The 465-nt window shown below is 66.2% G+C and carries 1 protein-coding gene; it reads right to left on the bottom strand.

Annotation, left to right across the window (positions count from 1 at the left end):
- Positions 1 to 353: hypothetical protein (locus tag D9V41_RS16325; RefSeq protein ID WP_208006909.1), on the bottom strand; the 353-nt coding region annotated here is incomplete at its 3' end.
- Positions 354 to 465: the final 112 nt, after the last annotated feature.

Raw genomic sequence — 465 nt, forward strand, 5'->3', positions numbered from 1 at the left:
ATGAGTCCCGACGCGCGGGCCACACGCCCGAAGTTGCTTCCGCCATCGTGAGCGGCCACGTCGGCAGTCTTCGTCTTGGGAGCGGGGTACGGGCTGAGACCTTGGGGGGAGCGGATGTCGTAGTAGTCGTCCGGGAGTTTCTTCGGCTTCTTCCCCTGCTCGACGGCCTGAGCGGCCTTGCGCTCGTCGCTCTCCCGCCGCTCCACGGACCAGTAGTGATTGCGCATATCAGCGGCATAGCGCGCCGACTCGACGTACGGCGCATAGACCACCGGGTCGCCAGCGAGGACGTTGCTGAGGTGCCACGGGACGACCACAAGCAGGTCGTGCACATCGCAGGCGTCGCGACTCACGGTGTAACGGAAGGAAGGCTCGCCCTCCCTGCTCAACAAGTACCAGCCCTTCAGTTCCAGCCCGAGCCCAACCGCTTCGCCTGCTGCGATGCGACCGGGGCTCGACGTGGCG

The sequence above is a fragment of the Aeromicrobium phragmitis genome, from assembly GCF_003674095.1.
Classification (GTDB): Bacteria; Actinomycetota; Actinomycetes; order Propionibacteriales; family Nocardioidaceae; genus Aeromicrobium; species Aeromicrobium phragmitis.